Raw genomic sequence first — 15703 nt, forward strand, 5'->3', positions numbered from 1 at the left:
GTAAGCAGTTTGCAACAGTGTCAATGCGGTAAGCGGCCGGTGCAGTGAATATAGGACCTTTATTCGTTTTTTGCGGCAAACAAGTTGAAAACGGGCATGTGGCCAAAATGGCCACATGCCCGTTTTGATTGCTAGTCGTATGATACTAAATGTTTTTTTGAGAAACCGCCCCGGGAGGGACGGCGGCTTGATGTCAGCTGGATGCCCCCTGCAGGCGCGCGCGCGCGGCCCGGGCTGCGCCATCTTGTGCCGGACTCTCCAGCCATCCGGCCAGATTGCTGCAGACGATATCGGCCAGCGCGGCAATCCATTGCGGGTCCTCGTTCAAGCAGGGTATGTAGCGGAATTCGCCACCGCCGCTGCCGAGGAAGCTCTGTTTGCCTTCCATTGCGATTTCCTCCAGCGTTTCCAGGCAATCGCCGACAAAACCGGGGCAGACCACGTCCACCTTGGCCGTTCCGGCCCTGCCCAGTTCTTCCAGCACCTCGCTGGTATACGGCTTCAGCCATTCGGTGCGGCCGAAGCGGCTCTGGAAACTGATGACATATTGATCGGGGCCCAGCTGCAGCGCCTCGGCCAGCAGGCGGCCGGTCTTCAGGCATTCGCAATGATAGGGATCGCCCTTGTCGCGGGTGAAGCGCGGCACGCCGTGGAAGCTCATCACCAGCTTGTCCGGCTGCTGGCCGTCTTGCCAGTGCCTGCGTATTTGCGCCGCCAGCGCGGCGATGTAGCCGGCGTCGTCGTGGAAGTGGCGCACTGCGCGGACTTCCGGCATATTGCGCAGCCGCGTCAGCACGCGGAAGGCCTCGTCGAGCGCGCTCGCGCTGGACGAGGCGGCATATTGAGGGTACAGCGGCAACAGCAGCAGCCTTTCGACGCCTTGCTCGCGCATCCGGCCCATCACGCTCTCTATCGACGGATTGCCGTAGCGCATCGCGTAATCGACGAGCAGCTCCCGGCGGCCCATTTCGTCCAGCCGGCTTTTCAGCAGCCTGGCCTGGTCGCGGGTATGCGTCAGCAGCGGCGAGCCTTCCCGCGTCCAGATCGCGGCGTATTTCTTCGCCGACTGCTTCGGGCGGGTGTTCAGGATGATGCCGTTCAGGATCAGCCACCACGGCAGCCGCGGAATCTCGATGACGCGGGGGTCGGACAGGAATTGTTTCAGATACGGGCGCAGCGCGCCGGCGGTCGGCGCGTCGGGCGTGCCCAGATTGATCAGCAGGACGCCGGTTCTGGGCGCGTAGTCGTGGCGGAAAGCCGGTTCGGGCAGATAGCGGGGCATGGCCATCCTCGGGATGCGGGTTGGCGGGGCGCCGGCGGCGCCCCCGGATTCAGTCTTCGCGGGCGGGCGCCAGCACGGTGCGGTTGCCGTTGCTCTCCATCGACGACACCAGGCCGGCGGCCTCCATCTGCTCTATCAGCCGCGCGGCGCGGTTGTAGCCTATGCGCAGATGGCGCTGCACCGACGAGATCGAGGCCTTGCGGGTCTTGACCACGATGGCGACGGCCTCGTCGTACAAGGGGTCGGCCTCGCCGTCCGACTCGCCGTCCAGGCCGGAGGTCGAGGCGCCGTCGTCGCCGTCGGCCTGGCCGCTGAGGATGCCCTCGATGTAGTTGGGCTCGCCGGTGGTCTTCAGGAATTCGACCACGTGGTGCACTTCCTCGTCGGAGACGAAGGCGCCGTGCACGCGGTTCGGGTAGCCGGTGCCCGGCGGCAGGTAGAGCATGTCGCCCTGGCCCAGCAGCGCTTCGGCGCCCATCTGGTCCAGGATGGTGCGGCTGTCTATCTTGCTGGACACCTGGAAGGCGATGCGGGTCGGGATGTTGGCCTTGATCAGGCCGGTGATCACGTCCACCGACGGCCGCTGCGTCGCCAGGATCAGGTGGATGCCGGCGGCGCGGGCCTTCTGCGCCAGGCGGGCGATCAGCTCCTCTATCTTCTTGCCGGCCACCATCATCAGGTCGGCCAGCTCGTCTATCACCACCACCACCAGCGGCAGCGTGTCGAGCGGCTCCGGCGTTTCCGGCGTCAGGCTGAACGGATTGGGAATCTTCTCGCCGGCCTTGTCGGCGTCCTTTATCTTCTGGTTGAAGCCGGCCAGATTGCGCACGCCGAGCTTGGACATCAGCTTGTAGCGGCGCTCCATTTCGCCGACGCACCAGTTCAGCGCGTTGGCGGCCTGCTTCATGTCGGTCACCACCGGCGCCAGCAGGTGCGGGATGCCCTCGTAAATCGACAGCTCCAGCATCTTCGGGTCCACCATGATCAGCCGCACTTCCTGCGGCGTCGCCTTGTAAAGCAGCGACAGGATCATCGCGTTGATCGCCACCGACTTGCCGGAGCCGGTGGTGCCGGCCACCAGCACGTGCGGCATCTTGGCCAGGTCGGCCGACACCGGCTGGCCGGCGATGTCCTTGCCCAGCGCCATCGTCAGCCTCGAGGCCATGTTCTGGTAGCCGTCGGAGCCTATGATCTCGGTCAGGCGGACGATCTGCCGCTTCGGATTCGGCAGCTCCAGGCCCATATAGGTCTTGCCCGGTATCGTTTCGACCACCCGGATCGATACCAGCGACAGCGCGCGAGCCAGGTCCTTCATCAGGTTGACGATCTGCGCGCCCTTGACGCCGACCGCCGGCTCAATCTCGTAGCGGGTGATCACCGGACCCGGATAGGCGGCGATCACCTTGACGTCGACGCCGAAGTCGGCGAGCTTGCGCTCGATCAGCCTGGACGTGTATTCCACCGTTTCCTGCGACACCGGCTCCTGCTGCTCCTTGGGCGCGTCCAGCAGGCTCAGGCCGGGCAGGGCGGCGTCCTTCGGGTCGGAGAACAGCGATTGCTGCACCGGCTTCTGCGCCTTGACCGATACCGGCACCTCCAGCACCGGGGGCTCGATGCGCACCGGCGTCGTCTCTTCTATCTTCTTCTTGGCGACCGACACCTTCTCCTCGCGCTTCTGCGCGGTTTCCTTGCCGATCTCGCGGTCCTTCCTGGCCTGCCAGCCCTGCCACAGACGGACCGCGCCGTCCTCCAGCGCGCCGCCTATCTTCTCCATCAGGTCCAGCCAGGACAGGCCGGTGAACAGCGAGAAGCCGATGGCGGACAGCACGCCCAGCAGCAGGTAGGCGCCGGACAGGCCGAGGCCGCGGGAGAAGCCCTTGCCGATGAAGTGGCCCAGCATGCCGCCGGCTTCCAGCGGCAGCGTCACCGCCTTGCCCTGCAGCACGATGGCCTCGAAGCTGGCGCTGGACAGCAGCAGCAGGAAGAAGCCGCCGACGGCGGCGGCGGTGATCGGATTGAACTTGAAGCCCAGCGTCTCTATGCGACGGTAGCCCCAGCCTATCGCGACCAGGCAGAACACCACCAGCCACCAGGCGGAGAAGCCGAACACGTACAGCAGCATGTCGGACAGCCAGGCGCCGAAAGCGCCGCCGTAATTGCGGACGGTCGGGTCGGACGAGCTGTGGGACCAGGACGGGTCGAGCGGGGAATAGCTGGCCAGCACCAATACCAGATAGACCGCCGCCACCGCCATCAGCAGCCACCACGCTTCGCGAAGCAGGGCGGACAGCTGCGGCGGCAGCGAGGTCTGGTTGTTCTTGACTACGGCTTTGCGCTTGAAAAATCGCATTTTTTGCATATTTGGCTATGACAGCAGCTGATTATAGCCTGATGCGCTGCATTTCACCTCTATCGCGGATACAGCGCGCCCAGGATCCGCGGGCCTTGCGCGCCGGTGACCTCCGGCAGGTTGCCCGACTCGCGCCGGTCGAAGCGCCAGCCCAGCCAGGCGAAGGCGACGGCCTCGATCAGTTGGGCGGGCAGGCCCAGCGCCTCGATCGCGGCGATGCGCTGGCCGGACAGCAGGCGGCCGATCTCGGCCATCAGCGCGCCGTTGCGCGCGCCGCCGCCGCAGACGTAGACCGCCTGGTTGTCCGGACAGTGCCGCAAGATCGCGTCGGCGATCGCGCGGGCGCTGAGGGCCAGCAGCGTCGCCTGGACGTCCTGCGGCGCCGGCGCGGCCGGGAGCGCAGCGAGGTGCCCCTCCAGCCAGGCGTCGTCGAACAGGTCGCGGCCGGTGCTCTTCGGCGGCGGCTGCCGCAGATACGGCTCGTCCAGCATCGCGGCCAGCAGCTGCGGATGCGCGCGGCCGCCGGCGGCCCAGCGGCCGTCGTCGTCGTAGGGCCGGCCGGTGTGGCGGCGGCACCAGGCGTCCATCAGCATATTGCCGGGGCCGCAGTCGAAACCTATCGCCGGCAGGCCGCGGTGCAGCCGCGCCAGATTGCTGATGCCGCCGATGTTGACGATCACGCGGCGCTCGTCCGGGCTGGAGAACACGCTTTGCTGGAAAGCCGGCACCAGCGGGGCGCCGTGGCCGCCGGCGGCGACGTCGCGGCTGCGGAAGTCGGCGATCACGTCGATGCCGGACAGCTCGGCCAGCCGCGCCATATTGCCTATCTGTATCGTGTAGCCGGCGTGCGGCGCGTGGCGCACGGTCTGGCCGTGGCAGGCGACGGCGCGGATCTGCGCGGGGCTGAGGCCGGCTTTTTCCAGCAGCTCGCGCCCGGCGCGGGCATAGATTTCGGCCAGCCGGTTGCCGAGGCGCGCGCCGCGGTCCAGCTCGTCGCCGCCGCGCGGCTGCAGCGCCAGGATCTCGGCGCGCACCTCGTCGGGGTAGGGCAGCGCGTGGTCGGCCAGCAGCTCGGGGCGGCCGGCGGCGTCGAAACGCACCAGGGCGGCGTCGACGCCGTCCAGGCTGGTGCCGGACATCATTCCAATATACAGGTCTGTCATCAATCGATCTGGGCAATGTTGGCCGGGATGCTCTGCAGCAGGTTCAGCCGCGCGCTCAGCACCTGCTTCCTGGCGTCGAAGCGCGCGAGCTGGGTTTTGTCCAGGCCCGGCGTGGGTAGGGCGTTGGTGGCCGGGTCCACCGGCTGGTCGTTGACCCGCACTTCGAAATGCAGGTGGGCGCCGGTGGAGCGGCCCGTGCTTCCAACATAGCCTATCACATCGCCGGCCTTGACCTTGCCGCCGGCCCGGATGCCCTTGCCGAAGGCGCGCATGTGCGCGTACAGCGTGGTCAGCTTGGGGTTGTGGCGTATCATCACCACGTTGCCGTAGCCGTTCTCGCGCGCCACCTTGACCAGCTCGCCGTCGGCCGGCGCGACGATGGGCGTGCCGGCGCTGGCGGCGTAGTCTATGCCGGAGTGCATGCGCAGCGAGTGCAGGATGGGATGCATGCGCAGGCCGAAGCCCGAGCTGATGCGGGCGCCGCCGACCGGCTGGCGGCTGAAGCCTTTCTTGACCGGCTTGCCCTCGCCGTCGTAATAGGCGCCGCTTTCGCTGTCGTGCGCGAAGTAGAAGGCCTGGTGCAGCCTGCCCGCGCGTTCGATCGACACCGCCAGCAGGTTGCCGCTGGCGATGGAGGTGCCGGCGTAGACCATGGTTTCGTAGACCAGGTTGATGCGGTCGCCCGGTTTCAGGCTGGACAGTTCGAACTGGTCGGAAAACACTTCGGACAGCTGGTTGCGGATGTCGGCCGGCACGCGGGCGGCGGCCAGTTCGGCGGCGGCGCCGCGCTTCAGCGTGATCGAGCGCACGGTTTCCACGCTTTCCGCGGCCACCGGATCGGCGCTGGCCTGCCACTTGCCGTCGCGCTTCTCCAGCGCCACCAGCAATTGTTCGCCGTTGTCGTCGTCCTGCAGGAAGCGCAGGCCGAACAGCTCGCCGGCGTCGTTGGTCTGCACCGTCAGCGTGGCGCCGACCTTCAGCTTCAGCAGCTTCTTGGCCTGCGGACTGTCGCCGTACAGCAGCTCGCGAACCTCGGCGCCGCCGATGCCGACGCGGTTCAGCACCCGCGCGACGGTGTCGCCGCGCTTGATCGATTCGTCGCGCCAGTAGCGGGTCCGGCTGTCGACGAAGCGGAATTCCGGCAGCGCCAGCCGTTCGATCACCTGTTGTTGCTGAATCTGCTCGGGCTGCGTCTCCTTGGCGCCGTTGGCGACGGCGAAGGCGGTGGCTGTGCCGAGCAGCGGCAGGCAGGCGGCGACGCCGAGCCAGCTCAGATGGTGGTTGACCAGCCGATTGGCGCATTTTTGCGGGATGTGTAGCAGTTTGCGATAATCCATCATTTTTCCGGGCAGGCTCGCGCCTGCCTATGCAAAATAGTGATCAGGATCCGGCGCGGCCATGCGCCAAACTCATGTTTTGTTTGGCGGGCGGCGCGATAGTTCCGACGCAAGCGAGCAGTTTGCCGCAGAACGGCGCGCGCGCCAAATGCGCATCGGCCAAAATGACCGGTATCCCAACCCATCTGGCAAGACTATGAAACTGACGCTGTTGATACCCGGCTTGTGCTGGCTGGACGCCGATGACGGCGGCGAAGTGGGGAAGGGGCTTAAGCTGCCGGCCTTGCAGCGATTGCTGGGCCGGGGGCGGCTGCTGCGGCGCGAGCAGAGCCATTCCGCCTGCCTGGCGCGGCTGTGGGGCGGAGAGGCCGCCGGCCTGGCGAGGCTGGCCGCGGCCGAGGCCGGCCTGGACGCCGCCGATGGCGACTGGCTGCTGGCCGATCCGGTGCACCTGCGGGTGGACCGCGACCGCGCGCTGCTGGCCGACGTCGGCGTGATGCGGCTGGACCGGGACGAGGCGAACGGCCTCGCCGACGCGCTGAACCGTCATTTCGGCGAGGACGGGCTGCGCTTCCATCCGCTGCGCCCCGGACGCTGGCTGCTGCACAGCGCCGAGCCGTTGACGGCGCGCTTCGCGCCGCTGTGGGACGTGGTCGGCGAGGACATCAACCGCCATCTGCCCCAGGGCGATGGCGGCCTGGCCTGGAGCCGCATGCTGAACGAGTTGCAGATGCTGCTGTACACCCAGCCCATCAACGACGCGCGCGAGGCGCGCGGCGAGCTGGCCGTCAACAGCGTGTGGCTGTGGGGCGAGGGCGAGCCGGGGGACTGGCGCGCGCCGGCGCCGAGGCTGCTGGCCGACGACGAAACGCTGCATCTGTTGGCGGCGCGCGCCGGCATGCGCGTCGAGGCGGCGCCGTTCGCCTTCGACGGCCTGGAGCCCGGCGACGATTGCCTGCTGGCGCTGGACGCGCTGCAGGCGGCTGCGCAATACCGCGACGCCTGGGGCTGGCGCGAGGGGCTGGAACGGCTGGAGCGCGACTGGTTCGCGCCGCTGCTGCTGGCGCTGCGCCGGCGCAGCCTGGAGAGGCTGACGCTGATCGCCACCGGTCCGGCCGGCTTCGAGCTGACGCTGACGCCGGCCGATTTGTGGAAATTCTGGAAACGCGCGCTGCCGACGGCGGCGCTGTATTGAGAGACCATGTCGCAGATTCTTACCCGTGAAGCGCCGGCCGAGCTGCAGCAGAGGCTGCTCGGCCAGGGGCTGAGCCCGCTGCAGGCGCGGCTGTACGCCGCCCGCGGCATCGCCGACAGCGGCGAGCTGGACTATGGCCTGAAGGGCCTGCTGCCTTTTCAGCAACTGAAGAATGCCGAGGCGATGGCCGTCCGCCTGGCCGACGCCATCGCCGCCGGCCAGCGGCTGCTGGTCGTCGCCGACTACGACGCCGACGGCGCCACCGCCTGCGCGGTGGCGGTGAAGGGCTTGTCCATGCTGGGCGCGACGATAGACTTCATCGTGCCCAACCGCTTCGAATACGGCTACGGCCTGACGCCGGAGATCGTCGAACTGGCGGCGCGCAAGCGGCCCGACATCATTGTCACCGTCGACAACGGCATCGCCAGCGTCGCCGGCGTCGACGCGGCGAAGGCGCTGGGCATCGAGGTGCTGGTGACCGACCACCACCTGCCCGGCGACACGCTGCCGGACGCGCTGATCGTCAATCCGAACCAGCCCGGCTGCGCCTTCCCGTCGAAGAACCTGGCCGGCGTCGGCGTGATGTTCTACGTGCTGATGGCGCTGCGCGCGGAAATGCGCCGGCGCGGCGCGTTCGATGAAAAGACCCAGCCGAATCTGGGCGAGCTCTTGGACCTGGTGGCGCTGGGCACGGTGGCCGACGTGGTCAGGCTGGACCGCAACAACCGCACGCTGGTCGAGAACGGCCTGAGGCGGATGCGTGCCGGCAGGATGGCGCCGGGCATCGCCGCGCTGTTCCGCGTCGCCGGCCGCGCCCATCACAAGGCCAATACCTTCGATCTCGGCTTCACGCTGGGGCCGCGGCTGAACGCCGCCGGCCGGCTGGACGACATGAGCCTGGGCATCGCCTGCCTGCTGTCCGGCAGCGAGGAGCCGGCGATGCGGCTGGCCCAGGAGCTGGACAAGCTGAACCGCGAGCGGCGCAGCATAGAGCACGGCATGCAGGACGAGGCGATGGCGGCGCTGTCCGGCATAGACGCCGGCAATCGCTACACGCTGACCCTCTACCGCGACGACTGGCACCAGGGCGTCGTCGGCATCGTCGCCTCGCGGCTGAAGGAGCGCTTCCACCGGCCGGTCATCGTGTTCGCGCCGGGCGACGAAGGCGAGATCAAGGGGTCGGGCCGCTCGATTCCCGGCTTCCACCTGCGCGACGCGCTGGACCTGGTCTACAAGCGCCATCCGGGCCTGATCCTGAAGTTCGGCGGCCACGCGATGGCGGCAGGCCTGAGCCTGGACGAGGCCCGTTTCGCCGAGTTCCAGCAGGCTTTCGAGGCGGTGGCGCGCCAATTGATGGACGAGGCGCAGCTGACCCGGACGATAGAGACCGACGGCAGCCTGCCCGCGCGCGAGCTGAACCTGCAGCTGGCCGAGACGCTGGCCGCCGAGGTGTGGGGGCAGGGCTTCCCGGTGCCTTACTTCCACGACCAGTTCAGCGTGGTGAACCAGAAGCTGGTCGGCGACAAGCATCTGAAATTGAGGCTGGCGCGCGACGGCTGCGAGTTCGACGCGATGCTGTTCAACCACGCCGACTGGCTGCCGGACCGCATCCAGGCGGTCTACCAGCTGATCGCCAACGAGTGGCAGGGCCGCAAGGAGCTGCAGGTCTATCTGCAGCACTGGGCGGCGGCCTGACGATATGGGCGAGGGCGCGCAAGCTGAATTGCTGGTCTTGACCGGCGGACCGGGAGCCGGCAAGACGTCCTTGTTGACGACCTTGCGGCGGATGGGCTACCCGTCGCTGGACGAGGCCGGCCGGGCGATCATTCAGGACCAGCGGCGGATAGGCGGGAATGCGCTGCCGTGGGTGGATCCGCGTGCGTTCGCCGAGCAGATGCTGGGATGGGACATGCGCAATTTCCGCATTGCGGAGCGCGAGGCGGGCCCGGTGCTTCTGGATCGAGGCATTCCGGACGTCATCGGCTATCTGGAGTTGTCGGGGCTGCCGGTCCCGGCGCATATGGAAAAGGCGGCTGGCGTTTTTCGCTATGACAAGATTTTCCTGCTGCGTCCCTGGCCCGAGATTTTCGTCCAGGACCGGGAGCGGCGGCAGACTTTGGCCGAGGCCGAGCGCACTTGCGAAGCGATGGAGCGCGCATACGCCCGTCTGGGATACTCGTTGATCGAAGTGCCGCGAGGCTCGCTCGAACAGCGGGCAGCTTTTGTGATCGGCCGGATCGGCGCCTGACGGCGGGCCGGGGTCGAAATAAGTGAGGTATCGTTGATGGAAATGTTGGTGATCGGCCTGCTGCTGGGCCTGCTCGGCGGCGGCGCCGCGGCCTGGGCCGCCAGAGGCCGGAGCGTCAGGGAACTGGAGGTTTTGCGGCAACAGGCGGCGGGGCTGCAGGCGCAGCTGGACGCGCAGCGGCTGCAACTGGACGACGCCAGAAGCCGCGAGCAGGAGGCGGGCAGGGCCTTGCAGGCGCAGAGCCAGCAGCTGGCCGAGGCCCAGACCCAGCTCGGCGCCTATATCGCCCGCGCCCAGCGGGTGCCGGAGCTGGAGAAGCAGCTGCAGGAGCGGGAGCAGGCGCTGGCCGCGTCGCAGCGGGAGCTGCGCGAGATGGCGGCGCAGCTGGCCGCGCGTGAGGAGCAGGGCCGGGTGCTGGAGACGCTGGAGGCGCGCAGCCTGGGCCAGGGCCAGGAAATCGTCCGCCTGAGCGCGCGCGAGCAGGAGCTGGCCACCCAGCTGGACAACGAGCGCCGGCAGAGCCAGGAAAAGCTGGCCTTGCTGATGGAGGCGCGCCAGACCTTGTCCGACCAGTTCAAGGCGCTGGCCGGCGATATCCTGGAAGAGAAGTCCAAGCGCTTCACCGAGCAGAACCAGCAGAACCTGGGCACGCTGCTGAATCCGCTGCACGAGCGCATCCAGAATTTCGGCAAGCTGGTGCAGGACACCTACGACAAGGACAGCAAGGAGCGGCTGACGCTGGAGACCGAGCTGAAGCGGCTGCAGGAGCTGAACACCCGGCTCGGCGACGACGCGGTCGCGCTGACCAATGCGCTGACCGGCGCCAGCAGCAAGGCGCAGGGCACCTGGGGCGAGATGGTGCTGGAGAAGGTGCTGGAAACCTCGGGCCTGACGAAGGACCGCGAGTACCGGGTGCAGGTGTCGGACATCCTGGAAACCGACGACGGCGGCAAGCGCTACCAGCCGGACGTGGTGATAGACCTGCCGGAAGGCAAGCAGCTGGTCGTCGACTCCAAGGTGTCGCTGAACGCCTATGTCCGCTATACCGCCGCCGACGGCGACGCCGCGCGCGAGGCCGAGCTGAAGGGGCATATCGCCGCGATACGCGCGCATATCCGCTCCTTGTCGGAAAAGCGCTACCAGGACCTGTACAAGTTGAACACGCTGGACTTCGTCTTCATGTTCATCCCGGTGGAGCCGGCCTATCTGCTGGCGGTGCAGCACGATATGAGCCTGTTCAACGAGGCCTTCGAGCGCCGCATCATGATAGTCGGCCCGAGCACGCTGCTGGCCACGCTGCGCACCGTCGCCAGCATCTGGCGCTACGAGTACCAGAACCAGAACGCCCAGGAGATCGCGCGCCAGGGCGGGGCGATGTACGACAAGTTCGCCGGCTTCGTCGCCAATATGGAAAAGCTGGGCAAGCAGCTGGACAGCGGCCGCGACACCTTCGCCGACGCGATGAAGCAGCTGTCCAGCGGCCGCGGCAATCTGATGAGCAGCGCCGAGAGGCTGCGCAAGCTGGGCATACGCAACAACAAGCAGCTGGCGGCGCCGCTGCAGCTGGAAGAGGACGGCGAGGAGTCCTGAGAGCCTGTCCAAAGTCTTTTTGCGGCATCTGAGGCGGCGACCCGCGCGTACGCGTTTCGAAGTGTCGCTGATCGGCATCGACAAGCAGGGGCGCTGGCATGCCAGTCAGCCGTCCAACTTCCTGTCCAACGCCGACGACCCCGTCCGGATCGTGCTGCGCCAGTCGGGGCAGGGCCTGGCCCTGGTGCCCGGCGGGCGTTCGGACCCGTTGCGCACCGCCGCCGACGCCGGTCTGTGCCGAAGCGCCGTCTTGCCGGGCGGGCGACAAGCTTTTGCGACATTCTCATGTATATTTGTTTACACGAGGGGTGGCGCTGGGTAGAATTTCGCCGCTTCAATAGGCCCATTGCAAGCGCCGCCCTCGGGCGGCGCTTCGCATATGGTCTTCACTCCGACCATCGCGCTCCTGGGGAGCCTGCGGCGCGTTGCGGTCCTGCTTGAAGCGCCGGCCCGGCTTTCGGCCTGGCCGAGACATCTCTCACAACTACTACTAGAAAAGCTGATGAAAATGACTTTTGCGATCAAGACCGCAGGATGCGCCGTAGCCGCCGCCCTGCTCGCCGGCCCCGCGCTGGCCAAGGACTTCAATGTGGCCGTGGTCTACGACCAGGCCGGCAAGTTCGACAAGAGCTTCAACGAAGCGGCCTATAACGGCGCCGAACGCTTCAAGAAAGAGTTCAAGATCAATTACCGCGAAGGTCAGCCCAGCAACGACGCGCAGAAGGAGCAAGTGCTGCGCAATATGGCGCGCAAGGGCGCCGACCTGGTAGTAGCCGTGGGCTTCGCCTACACCCAGTCGATCGAGACCGTGGCCAAGGAATTCCCGAACACCAAGTTCACGCTGGTGGATTCGGTTGCCAAGGGCGCCAATGTGCAGAGCATCGCCTTCAAGGAGCAGGAAGGCTCCTTCCTGGTCGGCATGGCCGCCGCGCTGAAGTCCAAGACCGGCAAGGTCGGCTATCTGGGCGGCATGGACGTCCCGCTGATCCGCGCCTTCGGCTGCGGCTACGCCCAGGGCGCCCGCTATGTGAACCCGAAGGCCGTGGTGCTGCAGAACATGCTGGGCACCACCCACACCGCCTTCAACGATCCGTCGCGCGGCAACGAGCTGGCCAAGAGCCAGTTCGATCGCGGCGCCGACGTGATCTTCGCCGCGGCGGCGCTGTCCAACGTCGGCGTGATCCAGGCGGCCAAGGCTTCCGGCAAGTACTATATCGGCGTCGACAGCAATCAGAACTACATGCAGCCGGGCACGGTGCTGACCTCGATGGTCAAGCGCGTGGACAACGCCGTGTACGAGACGATGCGCGACGCCAAGGACGGCGCCTGGAAGCCCAGCGTCAAGCTGATGGGCCTGAAGGAAAACGGCGTGGACTGGGCGCTGGACAAGTACAACCGCGCGCTGATCACGCCGGAGATGGAGAAGAAGATCGTCGCCGCGCGCAAGGACATCATCGCCGGCAAGATCAAGGTGGTCGACTATCGCGCCGCCAACAGCTGCCCGGTGAACTGAGCGCCGGCGGCCTGTACGATGCGACCCCCGCAGCCGCGGGGGTTTTTCTTTGCGCCGGCCCGGCGCGGGCCTGCGCAAACGGCGGCTTTATGGTATTCTTGCGCCCCCTCGTCCAGACGTGACCCGTCACCCATCGATGAAAGACCCCTGCGATCACTACACCTACGACCTGATAGGCGGCACCCAGAAGAAGCCGGGCCGCAAGCCGCTGGGCGAGCGCGCGATGACGGTGGCCGAACGCAAGCGCCGCAGCCGGGAGCTGCGCCGCAACCGCCTGCAGGAGCTGTCGGTGACGGTGGAGCTGAGCCGCGACGCACAGAAGTCGCTGGACAAGATGATAGAGTGGTGGGGCGTCAGCAAGAAGGAGGCGATCAACCGCGCGCTGACGATAGCCTGCCAGTCGCAGACCGGGCGCACCGGCACGCTGTTCGGCTTCGACCCGCCTCCCCAGCCGGCGGCCAAGCCGCCGCGACGCAAGCCGCAGCCGTGATCGAACGAAAAAACGCCGCGTGACGCGGCGTTTTCATTGGCGGCGACGGCCTCAGCCGTAACGTTTCTTCGCTTCGATGGCCAGGCCGCAGCCTATGCTGCCGAACAGATTGCCTTCGACGTGGCGGGCGTTCGGCAGCAGCGCGCGTATGCCGTCGCGCAGCGCCGGCACGCCGCTGGAACCGCCGGTGAAGAACACGGTGTCTATCGCCCCGGCCTGCAGTCCGGCGTCGGAGAGCAGCCGGCCGACGGTGGCGCCGACACGGTCCAGCAGCGGGGCGATGCTGGTCTCGAAATCGCCGCGGCCCAGCTCGCAATGCAGGCCGCGCTCGATGTAGTCCAGCGCCAGCGCATGGCGGTCGCGATCCGACAGCGCGATCTTGGCCGCCTCGACGTCCATCGCCAGGCGGTGGCCGGCGCGTTGCTGGATCAGCTGGAACAAGCGGTCCAGCTTGTTCGGCTCGGCGGCGTCGCGGTGCACGTCCTGCAAGTCGGCCCAGGCCTTGCGTGTGTAGGCGAAGTTGATCGTGTGCCAGGTCGCCAGGTTGAAATACTGGCTGGACGGCATCTCGGCGTTGTTGCGCAGCCGGGTCTTGAAGCCGAACAGCGGCATCACGCCGTGCAGGCTCAGCTGGCGGTCGAAGTCCGTGCCGCCGATGTGGACGCCGCCGGTGGCCAGGATGTCGTCGCGGCGCTCGTCGCGCGCGCGGCGCTCCGGCGACAGCCGGATCAGCGTGAAGTCCGAGGTGCCGCCGCCGATGTCGACGATCAGCGCCAATTCCTCCTTGTCGACGCCGGCCTCGTAGTCGAAGGCGGCGGCGATAGGCTCCAGCTGGAAGGAGATGTCCTTGAAACCGACCTGGCGGGCGATGTCGGCCAGCGTGTCCTCGGCCAGGCGGTCGGCCTGAGGATTGTCGTCGACGAACTGCACCGGACGGCCCAGCACCACCTGCTCGAAGGCGCGGCCGGCGCCGGCCTCGGCGCGCAGCTTCAATTCCTGGATGAACAGCTTCAGCAGGTAGCGGAACGGCAGCGCCTTGCCCTGGACCTCGGTCTGGCCGTCTATCAGGCTGGAGCCTAGCAGGCTCTTCAGCGAGCGCATCAGCCGGCCATCGTAGCCGTCCATATACTCGGCCAGCGCGGCGCGCCCGAAGCGGGAGTGGTCTTCCTCGTAGTTGAAGAAGACGACGGACGGCAGCGTGATCTTGCCGTCTTCCAGCGACAGCAGCGTGTCGTGGCCGGGGTGCAGCCAGCCCACGGTCGAGTTGGAGGTGCCGAAGTCGATGCCGCAGGCGCGGGCGGCGGTTTGGGTCGTCATTCGGGCATCTCCTTGAAATTTGAGGAGGCGCGATGGTACGCGGAATGACGGCGAAAGGGAAGGGTCGCGACAGTCGCCGCTACTCGCTCCGGTCCAGCTTGTGTAGCCGGCTGGCCTGGTGGCGGGCGTCCTCCTCGCTGTGCAGATAGCGGCGCGTGGTCTGGATGCTGGCGTGGCGCAGGTTCTGGCTGACCAGCAGCAGCGGGACGCCGGCCTCGAGCTGGTGGCTGGCGGCGGTATGGCGCAGCCAGTGGGTGGTGGCGTGGCGCAGGCTCTCGCGCAACGCGTCGTCGGGCGCGCTTTGCTCGGCCAGCGCGAAGATCTGCTTGCAGATCAGGTAGACGGCCTTGTCCGACAGCGGCTCGGTCCGGCCCTTGGCGCCGACGCGGCAGATCAGCGGCGTCTCCTCGCCGGCGGCAGGCTGGGCGGCCAGGCCCAGGCTGCGGCGATAGCGTCCCAGCGCGTCCATCCACTCGTCGGACAGCGGGATGCGGGCGGCGACGCCGCCTTTGCCGACCACGTCCCACCACCAGTTGCCGTTGCGGCGCGAGAGATCGGCGCAACGGGCCGCGGCGGCCTCGGCGCGGCGGGCGCCGCTGAGGTAGAGCAGCGTGAACAGCCAGCGCGCGCGTTCGGCGTGCAGGACCTGGCGCGCGGTGTCGCGCGGCAGCGCGTCCAGCGTGGCCTGCAGATGGCGCCAGCAGGCGGCATCGAAAAAGCGCTCCATCTGCCGCTGCGGCGGCTTGCGGCCGCGGCGCAGCAGCCGGAACGGATTGCCGTTCAGATAGCCGGCGTCGTTCAGATAGCCGAACAGCGCGCCGAGCACGGTCTGGCTGTGTTCGACGCTGGCCGGCGCCAGCGGCTTGCTGAACGGCTTCCACTCCGGATGGCTGCGCGGGCGCGCCGGGCCTATCCAGCGTTCGGCCGGGTGCGGCGAGGCGAGGAAGCGGCGGTAGTCCAGCACGTCCTCGCGGCGGACTTGCGCCAGCGTCTGTCCGCGCTCGGCCAGCCACAGCAGCAGCCGCTCCGCCTCCTTGCGGTAGCCGGCCAGCGTGGCCGGCCGGTCGGCGTGCTCGGCCAGCCAGGTCAGCACCGCCTGGGCGTCGGAACGGGCCTGGATCAGCGGGGCGGAAGCGGGGCGGAGGAGGTCGGGCAACATGGCGGGGCCGGGGTATGGGTCCCGGCCATTGTAACGGAATCGGCGCTCCGCTTCGCGGT

Annotated in this window: 13 protein-coding genes; 7 read left to right on the forward strand and 6 right to left on the reverse strand. The window is 67.7% G+C overall.

Annotated elements, in window-relative coordinates; translation table 11 throughout:
- Nucleotides 1-193: 193 nt before the first annotated feature.
- Genes hemH through WNM05_RS11445 form a run of 4 tightly spaced genes read right to left on the reverse strand, consistent with a single transcriptional unit; the run spans nucleotide 194 to nucleotide 6132 of the window.
- A complete protein-coding gene (gene hemH / locus WNM05_RS11430; RefSeq protein WP_434626655.1) occupies nucleotides 194-1282 on the reverse strand; it encodes a ferrochelatase in 1089 nt (362 codons plus the stop codon).
- 49 nt (nucleotides 1283-1331) lie between these two features.
- Entirely contained in the window at nucleotides 1332-3632 is a 2301-nt protein-coding gene (locus tag WNM05_RS11435) for a DNA translocase FtsK (protein ID WP_434626658.1), read from the reverse strand.
- Nucleotides 3633-3691: 59 nt separating this feature from the next.
- Complete coding sequence (locus WNM05_RS11440) at nucleotides 3692-4795, reverse strand: anhydro-N-acetylmuramic acid kinase (protein ID WP_434626660.1); 1104 nt, start codon at nucleotides 4793-4795, stop codon at nucleotides 3692-3694.
- The gene (locus WNM05_RS11445) at nucleotides 4795-6132 is read right to left on the reverse strand and encodes a M23 family metallopeptidase (RefSeq protein WP_434626663.1); all 1338 of its coding nucleotides are present in this window, start codon (nucleotides 6130-6132) and stop codon (nucleotides 4795-4797) included. Before WNM05_RS11445 ends, WNM05_RS11440 begins: the two co-directional genes overlap by 1 nt.
- A 196-nt stretch (nucleotides 6133-6328) precedes the next feature.
- On the opposite strand from WNM05_RS11445, the gene WNM05_RS11450 reads away from it, so the two are divergent.
- The 7 genes from WNM05_RS11450 to WNM05_RS11480 all read left to right on the forward strand — a co-directional run bounded on the left by WNM05_RS11450 (nucleotide 6329) and on the right by WNM05_RS11480 (nucleotide 13168).
- Entirely contained in the window at nucleotides 6329-7327 is a 999-nt protein-coding gene (locus WNM05_RS11450) for a hypothetical protein (protein ID WP_434626665.1), read from the forward strand.
- Between the two features lie 6 nt (nucleotides 7328-7333).
- A complete protein-coding gene (gene recJ / locus WNM05_RS11455) occupies nucleotides 7334-9022 on the forward strand; it encodes a single-stranded-DNA-specific exonuclease RecJ (protein WP_434626668.1) in 1689 nt (562 codons plus the stop codon).
- Nucleotides 9023-9026: 4 nt separating this feature from the next.
- Nucleotides 9027-9575, forward strand: a complete 549-nt coding sequence (locus WNM05_RS11460) for an AAA family ATPase (RefSeq protein ID WP_434626671.1) — start codon at nucleotides 9027-9029, stop codon at nucleotides 9573-9575.
- 36 nt (nucleotides 9576-9611) lie between these two features.
- On the forward strand, nucleotides 9612-11165 hold the full coding sequence (gene rmuC, locus WNM05_RS11465) for a DNA recombination protein RmuC (protein ID WP_434626673.1): 1554 nt from the start codon (nucleotides 9612-9614) through the stop codon (nucleotides 11163-11165).
- A 61-nt stretch (nucleotides 11166-11226) separates the two neighbouring features.
- Complete coding sequence (locus tag WNM05_RS11470; RefSeq protein WP_434626675.1) at nucleotides 11227-11487, forward strand: hypothetical protein; 261 nt, start codon at nucleotides 11227-11229, stop codon at nucleotides 11485-11487.
- 180 nt (nucleotides 11488-11667) lie between these two features.
- Entirely contained in the window at nucleotides 11668-12678 is a 1011-nt protein-coding gene (locus WNM05_RS11475; protein ID WP_434626677.1) for a BMP family lipoprotein, read from the forward strand.
- 136 nt (nucleotides 12679-12814) lie between these two features.
- The gene (locus WNM05_RS11480) at nucleotides 12815-13168 is read left to right on the forward strand and encodes a hypothetical protein (RefSeq protein ID WP_434626679.1); all 354 of its coding nucleotides are present in this window, start codon (nucleotides 12815-12817) and stop codon (nucleotides 13166-13168) included.
- A gap of 51 nt (nucleotides 13169-13219) precedes the next feature.
- On the opposite strand, the gene WNM05_RS11485 is transcribed toward WNM05_RS11480, so the two are convergent.
- Both WNM05_RS11485 and WNM05_RS11490 read right to left on the reverse strand, forming a co-directional pair.
- Entirely contained in the window at nucleotides 13220-14485 is a 1266-nt protein-coding gene (locus tag WNM05_RS11485) for an Hsp70 family protein (RefSeq protein ID WP_434626680.1), read from the reverse strand.
- 79 nt (nucleotides 14486-14564) lie between these two features.
- Nucleotides 14565-15644, reverse strand: coding sequence for a tyrosine-type recombinase/integrase (locus WNM05_RS11490; RefSeq protein ID WP_434626682.1), 1080 nt, complete (start codon nucleotides 15642-15644; stop codon nucleotides 14565-14567).
- Between the last annotated feature and the right edge of the window lie 59 nt (nucleotides 15645-15703).

It is taken from the genome of Chromobacterium sp. CV08 (assembly GCF_051129845.1).
GTDB lineage: Bacteria > Pseudomonadota > Gammaproteobacteria > Burkholderiales > Chromobacteriaceae > Chromobacterium.

Excerpts from the sequence above, each read along its gene's own strand:
- hemH (WP_434626655.1), bottom strand. The coding sequence starts at position 1,282 with ATGCCCCGCTATCTGCCCGAACCGGCTTTCCGCCACGACTACGCGCCC.
- WNM05_RS11435 (WP_434626658.1), bottom strand. The coding sequence starts at position 3,632 with ATGCGATTTTTCAAGCGCAAAGCCGTAGTCAAGAACAACCAGACCTCG.
- WNM05_RS11440 (WP_434626660.1), bottom strand. The coding sequence starts at position 4,795 with ATGACAGACCTGTATATTGGAATGATGTCCGGCACCAGCCTGGACGGC.
- WNM05_RS11445 (WP_434626663.1), bottom strand. The coding sequence starts at position 6,132 with ATGGATTATCGCAAACTGCTACACATCCCGCAAAAATGCGCCAATCGG.
- WNM05_RS11450 (WP_434626665.1), top strand. The coding sequence starts at position 6,329 with ATGAAACTGACGCTGTTGATACCCGGCTTGTGCTGGCTGGACGCCGAT.
- recJ (WP_434626668.1), top strand. The coding sequence starts at position 7,334 with ATGTCGCAGATTCTTACCCGTGAAGCGCCGGCCGAGCTGCAGCAGAGG.
- WNM05_RS11460 (WP_434626671.1), top strand. The coding sequence starts at position 9,027 with ATGGGCGAGGGCGCGCAAGCTGAATTGCTGGTCTTGACCGGCGGACCG.
- rmuC (WP_434626673.1), top strand. The coding sequence starts at position 9,612 with ATGGAAATGTTGGTGATCGGCCTGCTGCTGGGCCTGCTCGGCGGCGGC.
- WNM05_RS11475 (WP_434626677.1), top strand. The coding sequence starts at position 11,668 with ATGAAAATGACTTTTGCGATCAAGACCGCAGGATGCGCCGTAGCCGCC.
- WNM05_RS11480 (WP_434626679.1), top strand. The coding sequence starts at position 12,815 with ATGAAAGACCCCTGCGATCACTACACCTACGACCTGATAGGCGGCACC.
- WNM05_RS11485 (WP_434626680.1), bottom strand. The coding sequence starts at position 14,485 with ATGACGACCCAAACCGCCGCCCGCGCCTGCGGCATCGACTTCGGCACC.
- WNM05_RS11490 (WP_434626682.1), bottom strand. The coding sequence starts at position 15,644 with ATGTTGCCCGACCTCCTCCGCCCCGCTTCCGCCCCGCTGATCCAGGCC.